Below are 8352 nucleotides of genomic sequence, written 5' to 3' on the forward strand. Positions count from 1 at the left end.
GCGTGACGGTTACTGGACGAACGCGTTGATCGTGAAATACGGCGACGAATTTTCGTTGTAGAGGTAGCCGAACACCCCGCCCGTGAAGACGAGCTTGCCGGTGGCGGCGGTCGACGACGCTCCTTGCACCGCGGAGGTCACGACGCCCGGAACCGTATTCGCGAAGCTCAGGTTGAGCGGTGTCGCGAGCGAGGCGTTGGCCGGCTGGTACGGATCGAGCATCGTCGCCTCGGTCCCCACGAGCGCCGTTGCGCGATAGTCGAACTGGCTGTCCACGCCGATGTATTGGCCGTTTTGCGTGTTCGCGGCGATCGGCGTTTGCGGCGCCAGGATCGAAATGCCCGATTCATCGTCGGCTTGGAAGGTCGATGGATTTGCGTATCCCGTGCGGATCAGGATCGGCACGAGTTGATTGCGCAACTTGCCGACGATCATGAATCCCCGGCCGGCCGGCGTGACGGAGTTCGTCGGCTGCGCTTGACTCTGAAAATTGTCGGTTTCGAAGGCGCCGCTGCCGTCGCTCGACTGGACCCAGTTCGTGCCCGCCTGCTGAGTCTTGCCCGCATTCACGCCGACGTTGTCCGTCTCACTCCAGGTGCCGTCCGCATGGATCGAGATCGTCGCGTCGACGGGCACGATCGCGTAGTTCTGCGAAGGCACGATGTGATAGCCGAGTTGGTTATAGGTGCCGGCGACGTTGGCGAGGTTCGTCTCGAGCGATGAAAAACCGATGAACGGAAAGTACGGGAACGTCCTGTCCGGGACGGCGCCGAACCCGGCCACGCCGCTGTACTGGATTTCCTTGCCCGGGATCGTGCCGCCGAGGACGCCTTGGCCGACGAAGATGCGAGCGGGCTTGTTCGGATCGAGACTCGCGCCTTGCAGGTAGAACGCGCATTCGTTCTGCTTGCTCGTCGGCAGCAGCGTCTCGGGCGCGAGCGTTCCGCTTTGCGTCGTGCCCGCCCGCGAAGGCGTCACCGTGCCCGTCGTCGCCGGCATCGACGATTCGACGTACGTCACCTGCCAGGTCATCTTCTTGGTATCGATCTGCATCTTGGCGAGTTCGCCGTCGCCGCCGCCCCCTGTGAACACCGTGCCGTAGTCGAGCGAGGCGGGGCAGAGCCGATCGGCCGCGGCGGCCGACGTGCTGCCGGCACCGGCACCTCCTGCCGCGCCACCGCCACCGCCGCCTCCACATGCGGCCAGGAAAGGCGCGGCGAGCGCCAGCGTGAAAAGGGCGTTCCGAGTCATGACGTTCCTCCATTGGCTTTATCGTTATCGGGCGGCCGGCTCCCTGTCGGCTGCCGCTTCATTTAATTCGGTGTGCTAACTGATTGCGACTGCAGTTGCGAGTGACCCATTCCTCCTTCGTGTTGAGCGCCGATAGGGGAAGCCCGTGCGCGAGACCTGCGGCGGGCGACAGGCCGTGCGAACGCGCGAACCACGGCAAACGATCGATCGGGAATGAGGGGTAGCCGCGCAGGCATGCGGCGGCCACGCGGACGCGACGCGCGGCGATTCAGCCGAGTCGGGCCTGCGATTGAGCGTTGGCGGCGGGTATGCCGCGTTTGCTCGAGCGGCGTCGAACGCGCCGTTCCTCTCCCTGATCCATCTAGTTATGCGGGATAATTTGGTCGCGCAATTTACTCATGTCAATTGACAAAGCCGTCTAAAAAGCTCGATTCAAACAAATGGCGCCGCAATGAAAACAAGGCGGGAAAAGGCGATTGACGCGATATTGAAACAAAAAGAGCGTTTCAAGCGGTTGCCTGCAAAGCGGTGCGCGGCGCGGGCCTGCACGGTGTTTGCATGGATGAGCGCAGTCCGGAATGACGCGCCGGAGTGGCATTGATCGGATGATTGTCGGACTTATTGCCGATATTCGATTGGCTCAATGGAAGGCCAATGAATGGCTTTACGCGCTTGGAGGCGCCTCGTTTGCCGAGGCCCCAAACTAAAAAGCCGGCGCTATCGCCGGCTTTCGTTAGGCATGGCCGTGGCCGGCCGGACGCATCAACGCTGCAACCCGGTTTCCTCGTCGGCGCCGATGGCGAGATTCATGCATTGAATCGCCGCACCCGAAGCGCCTTTGCCGAGATTGTCGAGCCGCGCCACCGTGACGAAGCGTTCCTCGTTGCCGAAGACGAACAAGTCGACGCGATTCGTGTCGTTGTTCGCTTGCACGTCGAAAAAGCCCTCATCGAGGTTTTCGTCGGCATCGAACGACGCCACGCGCACGAACGGCTCGCCCGCATAGTACTCGGCAAACGCGGCTTGCACGTCGCGCGGGCCGACGCGCTTGGCGAGCTGGCTGGGCGTGAAATACGTGGTGACGGCCAGCCCCTTGTAGAACGGCCCGACGATCGGCGTGAAGATCGGCGCTTGCGCAAGGCCCGTGTGTGCGGCCATCTCGGGCAAATGCTTATGGCCGAGCGTGAGCGCATAAGCTCGCGGGCTTTGCAGTTTCGGATTCGGCTCGGCGGCCTCGTAGTCGGCGATCATCTTCTTGCCGCCGCCGCTGTAGCCGGTGATCGAGTGGCTGTGAGCCGAAAAATCTGGCGGGACGATGCCCGCATCGACGAGCGGACGCATGGCGAGCACGAAGGCCGATGCGTGACAGCCCGGCACGGCGATGCGCTTGGCCGTGCGCAGCCGCTCGCGCTGGCCGCGCGCGAGCTCGGGCAGGCCGTAGGCCCAATCCGCGTGCGTGCGAAAAGCGGTGCTTGCGTCGATCAGCACGGTGTTGCCGTTGTCGACGAGGCCGGCCGACTCGCGCGAAGCGACATCGGGCAGGCACAGGAACGTGACGTCCGAGGCATTGATGAGGCGGCGGCGCTCGTCGAGATCCTTGCGCTTCGCTTCTTCGATGCGGAGCACTTCGACGTCCGAGCGGCGCGACAGGTATTCGAAAATCTTCAGACCCGTCGTGCCTTCCTGTCCGTCGACAAAAACTTTCGTGCTCATTTCGATCTCGCTATGTGGCCGGTGAACGCGCCGTCGCTGTGCGGCGTGGCGCCAAAGCGATGATTTTAAAGGTTGTTAGCGGGACATGCTGTGAATTTTCCGTGTTCGTCAGCGCCCATACGTGGCCGTGAGGCTCGCCTTCGCGAGCACGCTCGTATTGATCTCGTGGTCGAACATCAGCGCATGGCGGGCCGGGCCGAGCCGCAAGTCCATCGTGTCCAACGCGAACACCGTCACGACGTACCGGTGCGGCTTGCCGGGCGGCGGGCAGGGACCGCCATAGCCGACGTCGCCCCAGTCGTTGCGCGCCTCGATCGCGCCGATCTTCTTGATGTAGCCCGATGCGCTCGCGTTGGACGGCAGCGCGCTCACGTTCGGCGGGATCAGCGCCACGGCCCAGTGCCACCAGCCGGGGCCGGGCGCGTCCAAATCGAAGATCGTCACGGCGAAGCTCTTCGTGCGCGCGGGCGCATTGCGCCACGACAACTGCGGCGAGACGTTTGCCCCCTTGCAGTCGCTCCGATCGTAGATTTGGGCGTTGCCGAACGCGCCGCCGTCGCGCAGGTCGGTGCTCGCGATCGCGAATGCGCCCTGTGCGCGAGCCGGGCTAGCACCGGCGGCGAGCCATCCCGTGAGCGCGGCGAGCAAGGATGCGGCAAGAGCGGACGCGGCGCCGGCCGCACGTCCCTTGGCCGCCTGCTTGAGGAAAATCGATCCGACGACTTCGCGACAGGTCCGCATGAGCCGATTTCTCCGGGAGGGATCTCGTTATGGCCGATTTTTCGCCGGTATTGCGCCGCGGCGCGTTAGCCAGTCTAACATCGCCGTCCCGCAACGATATTGCTCCCATGAACCTGTTCGAATCCCATCCTCTCGGCTGCGACGCGGCTCCCATGCGCCGCACGCGCGTCGTCGTCGCCGACGACCATCCCGTGATCCTGCTCGGTGTGCGCCATGCGCTCGAGCCGTTCGACGACATCGCGCTACTAGGAGAGGCGCGGCAATCCACGGAGCTCGTCGAGGCGCTGCGCCGAGCGCCGGCCGACGTCCTCGTGACCGATCTGGCGATGCCGGGCGGCCGATATGGAGACGGCCTGACGCTGATCGGCTATTTGCGGCGGCATTTTCCGATGCTGCGCATCGTCGTCCTGACGATGCTCGGCAATGGCGCGCTGCTGCGGCGCCTGTTCGAGGCGGGGGCGGCGGCCGTCGTCGGCAAGGGCGACGATCTTGCCCATATCGGGCTCGCCGTGCGCCACGCGATGCGCGGCGCGCGCTACGTCAGCCCTTCGCTGCGCGTGGTGCTCGATCGGATCGGCGCCCGCAACGGCCGGGCGACGAGTTCACTGGCGTTGTCGCCGCGTGAGATCGAGGTCGTGCGGCTTTTCGCATCGGGGATGAGCGTCAGCGAAATTGGCGTACGCCTCAATCGCAGCGTCAAGACGGTCAGCTCGCATAAGGTCTCGGCGTTGCGCAAGCTCGGGGCCGCCGGCGACGCGGAACTGATCGAATACGCGCGGGCCAACGGGCTGGCGCATCGGGGGATGACGTACGACGAGGCGTCGTAGCGGGAGAGGGAGAGGAGGGCAGCGGCGGGGCCCGGAGGGGCGCGGGCGGGTTGTCCGCCTGCGCGCTGCTCCTCCCGCGACGAGCGCTGGCTTACTGCGGCGTCGCCGTCGCTCCGCCATGCGCGGCCGACCACTGGGCCGGCGCGTTCAAGAACTTCTCGACTTCATCGAGCGTCTTGGCGTCGAAGTAGCCCGATGCCTTCGCGACGCGCAGCACGTCCCACCAGGTCGCGAGCGCGTGCAGATCGACGTCGATATCCTTCAGGACCGATACGCTTTCCTTGAAGATGTTGTAGTGGAACAGCACGAAGCAATGGTTCACGCGGGCGCCGGCCGTGCGCAGCGCGTTCACGAAGTTGATCTTGCTGCGGCTGTCGGTCGTCAAGTCTTCGACGAGCAGGACGCGCGAGCCTTCTTCGAGGTGGCCTTCGATCTGCGCATTGCGGCCGAAACCCTTCGGCTTTTTCCGGACGTACTGCATCGGCAGCATCATGCGGTCGGCGATCCATGCCGCGAACGGGATGCCGGCCGTTTCGCCGCCCGCGACGGCGTCGATCTGCTCGTAGCCGACGTCGCGCAGGATCGTCGTTTCGGCCATCTCCATCAGCGCACGGCGCACGCGCGGATACGAAATCAGCTTGCGGCAGTCGATATAGACGGGGCTTGCCCAGCCGGACGTGAAGATGAACGGCTTTTCGGCGTTGAAGTGCACCGCCTGCACCTCGAGCAGAATCTTGGCGGTCGTATCGGAGATCGTTTGACGATCGAAGCCTGTCATGGGCGAATCCTTCGGAATGAAAAGCGTGAGGCGGGCGGTTCGCCCGTTGGTGCAGGCTGTTTGCTGCACGCGTAGGCGCGCATTTTACCCGACTTCGGAAGCCGATCGGCGGGAACCGCGCATTAGGGGGTGTACACTAGGCGCCCCGCGAAACGCTCACGCGCCGTCTGCGCTAACCCGCAGATCAGCGCTGCGCCCATACGGCGCATGCGGTTGCCGCAGTCCTCTACGTCGTCGACTGCCCCGGCATCGCCCCGGCGCGAGCGTGCCGGCCCGAATTCCAACTACGAATTCCCTTACGTCTCGCAGGCAAAAATCATGGACGAACAACTGAAGCAAAGCGCCCTCGCATATCATCAGAATCCCAAGCCCGGCAAGATCTCGGTCACGCCCACGAAGCCGCTGTCGAACCAGCTCGATCTCTCGCTCGCGTACTCGCCGGGCGTGGCTGCGGCGTGCGAGGCGATCCACGCCGATCCGCTCGACGCGCAAAAGTACACGTCGCGCGGCAATCTCGTCGGCGTCGTGACGAACGGCACCGCGGTGCTCGGCCTCGGCAACATCGGGCCGCTCGCCGCCAAGCCCGTCATGGAAGGCAAGGGCTGCCTCTTCAAGAAGTTCGCCGGCATCGACGTCTTCGACATCGAACTGTCCGAATCCGACCCCGACAAGCTCGTCGAGGCGATCGCCATGCTCGAGCCGACGCTCGGCGGCATCAACCTCGAGGACATCAAGGCGCCCGAGTGCTTCTACATCGAGCAGAAGCTGCGCGAGCGCATGAAGATCCCCGTTTTCCACGACGATCAGCACGGCACCGCGATCATCGCTTCGGCGGCCATCCTGAACGGCCTGAAGGTGGTCGGCAAGGAACTCTCGAAGGTCAAGCTCGTTTGCTCGGGCGCCGGCGCGGCCGCCATCGCTTGCCTCGATTTGCTCGTCAAGCTCGGTCTGTCGAAAGAGAACGTGCTCGTGGCCGATTCGAAGGGTGTCATTTACGAAGGGCGCGGCAACCTCGATCCGTCCAAGGCGCGCTACGCGGCATCGACGGACGCACGCACGTTGGCCGACGCGATCAAATCGGCCGACGTCTTCCTCGGCTGCTCGAGCGCGGGCGTGCTCAAGCCCGAGATGGTGAAGGACATGGGCGATAGGCCCTTGATTCTCGCGCTCGCCAATCCCGAACCGGAGATCCGCCCGGAAGACGCGAAGGCCGCGCGCCCCGACGTGATCATCGCGACGGGCCGTTCCGACTATCCGAACCAGGTCAACAACGTCCTGTGCTTCCCGTTCATCTTCCGCGGCGCCCTCGACGTCGGTGCGACGACGATCACCGAGGAAATGAAGCTCGCCTGCGTGCGCGCGATCGCCGAGCTGGCCGAGGAAACTGATCAGGGCGACGAAGTGGCGAAGGCCTATGAAGGCCACTCGCTCGAATTCGGCCCCGAGTATCTGATTCCGAAGCCGTTCGATCCGCGCCTCATCATCAAGATCGCGCCGGCCGTCGCGCAAGCGGCGATGGATTCGGGCGTCGCGACGCGGCCGATCCAAGACATGGACGCCTATCGCGAGCAGCTCGGCGCCACGGTGTATCGCACGGGCATGGTGATGCGCCCCGTGTTCGCGGCGGCGAAGAAGAACGCCGCGCGCATCGTGTTTGCGGAAGGCGAGGATGAGCGCGTGCTGCGGGCCGCGCAATTCGTGCTGATGGAGAAGATCGCCAAGCCGATCATCGTCGGCCGCCCGTCCGTCGTCGAAATGCGGCTCAAGAAGATGGGCTCGAAGCTGACGGTCGGGACCGATTTCGAGATCGTCGATCCCGAGGACGATCCGCGCTTCACGCAGAGCTGGCAGCTTTACCACGAGATCGGGGCGCGCGATGGTGTCACGCCCGAGATCGCGAAGGCCGCGATGCGCAAGTTCAACACGCTGATCGGTGCGATCCTGATCCGCTTGGGGCATGCCGACGGCATGATCTGCGGCATGATCGACACGTATCACAGCCACCTGAAGTTCGTCGAGCAGGTGCTCGGCCGTGCGCAGCAAGCCGAGCATTTCGCGGCGATGAACCTTTTGATGCTGCCGGGCCGCAACTTGTTCATCTGCGATACCTACGTGAACGAAGTGCCGAGCGCCGAGCAGTTGGCCGACATGGCGATTCTCGCTTCGCGCGAAATCGAGCGCTTCGGCATCGTGCCGAAGGTGGCGTTGCTCTCGAACTCGAACTTCGGCAGCGCGCCGTCGGCATCGTCGCAACGGATGGCGGCGGCACGCAAGATGATCGCCGAACGCGCGCCTGAGCTCGAAGTCGACGGCGAAATGCACGGCGATGCGGCGCTGTCCGAGGTCGTTCGGAAGCAGGCGTTCCCCGGCACGACGCTCACGGGTGAAGCGAACCTGCTGTTGATGCCGAACGTCGAAGCGGCGAACATCACGTACAACTTGCTGAAGATGGTGGGCGGGGAAGGCGTGACGGTGGGGCCGTTCCTGCTTGGTGCCGCCAAGCCCGTGCATATCCTGACGCCGGCGGCTACGGTACGCCGGATCATCAACATGACGGCCGTGGCCGCGGCCAACGTGCGGGCGGCGTAATTTCGAACGCAGGCAGTCAGACGTGATCGGGGCTGCGGACGGCGCCGATCGCGCTCGGGCTTGCAAGTACTTGTCGGCGCTGGTGCTTTTTCCGGTTCAGGTGCCTGCTCATTGGCGGCAGTGGTCGTAGCCGCTGGGGTGTCGGGGCTCGCTTCCGTCGAACGGCCTTTTACTCCTCCAGCGAGCCCCGACACCCCATCGGCGAAACGCGTGGTGGCCCAAGAAGAACCGTAGCCGTGAATCATCGCTGGGTTTCTTGGGCGTGTGAGTGGTTTTCGGGCGGTGGGGGGGGGGGGGGGGGGGGGGGGGGGGGGGGTTGTTTTTTTTGGGGTGGTGTTGCTTTTTTTTTTTATTAACTTTTTGTGCACCCCCCCCCCCCCCCCCCCCACCCCAGCGGCTACGACCACTGCCGCCAATGAGCAGGCACCTGAACCGGAAAAAGCACCAGCGCCG

General features: G+C 64.5%; 6 protein-coding genes. 2 read left to right on the plus strand and 4 right to left on the minus strand.

Features of this window, described 5'->3' with window-relative positions:
• Positions 1-9: 9 nt before the first annotated feature.
• From ACTHNZ_RS18090 to ACTHNZ_RS18100, 3 genes are all read right to left on the minus strand, one after another.
• Positions 10-1251 carry a DUF2957 domain-containing protein gene (locus ACTHNZ_RS18090; protein ID WP_440543931.1) on the minus strand — a complete coding sequence of 414 codons (1242 nt, stop codon included), beginning with the start codon at positions 1249-1251 and terminating at the stop codon, positions 10-12.
• Positions 1252-2013: 762 nt separating this feature from the next.
• Entirely contained in the window at positions 2014-2964 is a 951-nt protein-coding gene (gene argC, locus ACTHNZ_RS18095) for an N-acetyl-gamma-glutamyl-phosphate reductase (protein ID WP_440543932.1), read from the minus strand.
• A 108-nt stretch (positions 2965-3072) separates the two neighbouring features.
• Complete coding sequence (locus ACTHNZ_RS18100) at positions 3073-3705, minus strand: YbhB/YbcL family Raf kinase inhibitor-like protein (protein WP_440543933.1); 633 nt, start codon at positions 3703-3705, stop codon at positions 3073-3075.
• 107 nt (positions 3706-3812) lie between these two features.
• Here ACTHNZ_RS18100 and ACTHNZ_RS18105 point away from each other — a divergent pair, with 107 nt between their 5' ends.
• Entirely contained in the window at positions 3813-4532 is a 720-nt protein-coding gene (locus ACTHNZ_RS18105) for a response regulator (protein ID WP_440543934.1), read from the plus strand.
• A 91-nt stretch (positions 4533-4623) separates the two neighbouring features.
• On the opposite strand, the gene ACTHNZ_RS18110 is transcribed toward ACTHNZ_RS18105, so the two are convergent.
• The gene (locus tag ACTHNZ_RS18110) at positions 4624-5310 is read right to left on the minus strand and encodes an orotate phosphoribosyltransferase (RefSeq protein ID WP_440543935.1); all 687 of its coding nucleotides are present in this window, start codon (positions 5308-5310) and stop codon (positions 4624-4626) included.
• Between the two features lie 318 nt (positions 5311-5628).
• On the opposite strand from ACTHNZ_RS18110, the gene ACTHNZ_RS18115 reads away from it, so the two are divergent.
• Positions 5629-7899, plus strand: coding sequence for an NADP-dependent malic enzyme (locus tag ACTHNZ_RS18115; RefSeq protein ID WP_440543936.1), 2271 nt, complete (start codon positions 5629-5631; stop codon positions 7897-7899).
• Positions 7900-8352: the final 453 nt, after the last annotated feature.

The sequence above is a fragment of the Trinickia sp. genome, from assembly GCF_051953955.1.
Lineage (GTDB): Bacteria > Pseudomonadota > Gammaproteobacteria > Burkholderiales > Burkholderiaceae > Trinickia.

Excerpts from the sequence above, each read along its gene's own strand:
- ACTHNZ_RS18115 (WP_440543936.1), top strand. The coding sequence starts at position 5,629 with ATGGACGAACAACTGAAGCAAAGCGCCCTCGCATATCATCAGAATCCC.
- ACTHNZ_RS18105 (WP_440543934.1), top strand. The coding sequence starts at position 3,813 with ATGAACCTGTTCGAATCCCATCCTCTCGGCTGCGACGCGGCTCCCATG.
- argC (WP_440543932.1), bottom strand. The coding sequence starts at position 2,964 with ATGAGCACGAAAGTTTTTGTCGACGGACAGGAAGGCACGACGGGTCTG.
- ACTHNZ_RS18100 (WP_440543933.1), bottom strand. The coding sequence starts at position 3,705 with ATGCGGACCTGTCGCGAAGTCGTCGGATCGATTTTCCTCAAGCAGGCG.
- ACTHNZ_RS18090 (WP_440543931.1), bottom strand. The coding sequence starts at position 1,251 with ATGACTCGGAACGCCCTTTTCACGCTGGCGCTCGCCGCGCCTTTCCTG.
- ACTHNZ_RS18110 (WP_440543935.1), bottom strand. The coding sequence starts at position 5,310 with ATGACAGGCTTCGATCGTCAAACGATCTCCGATACGACCGCCAAGATT.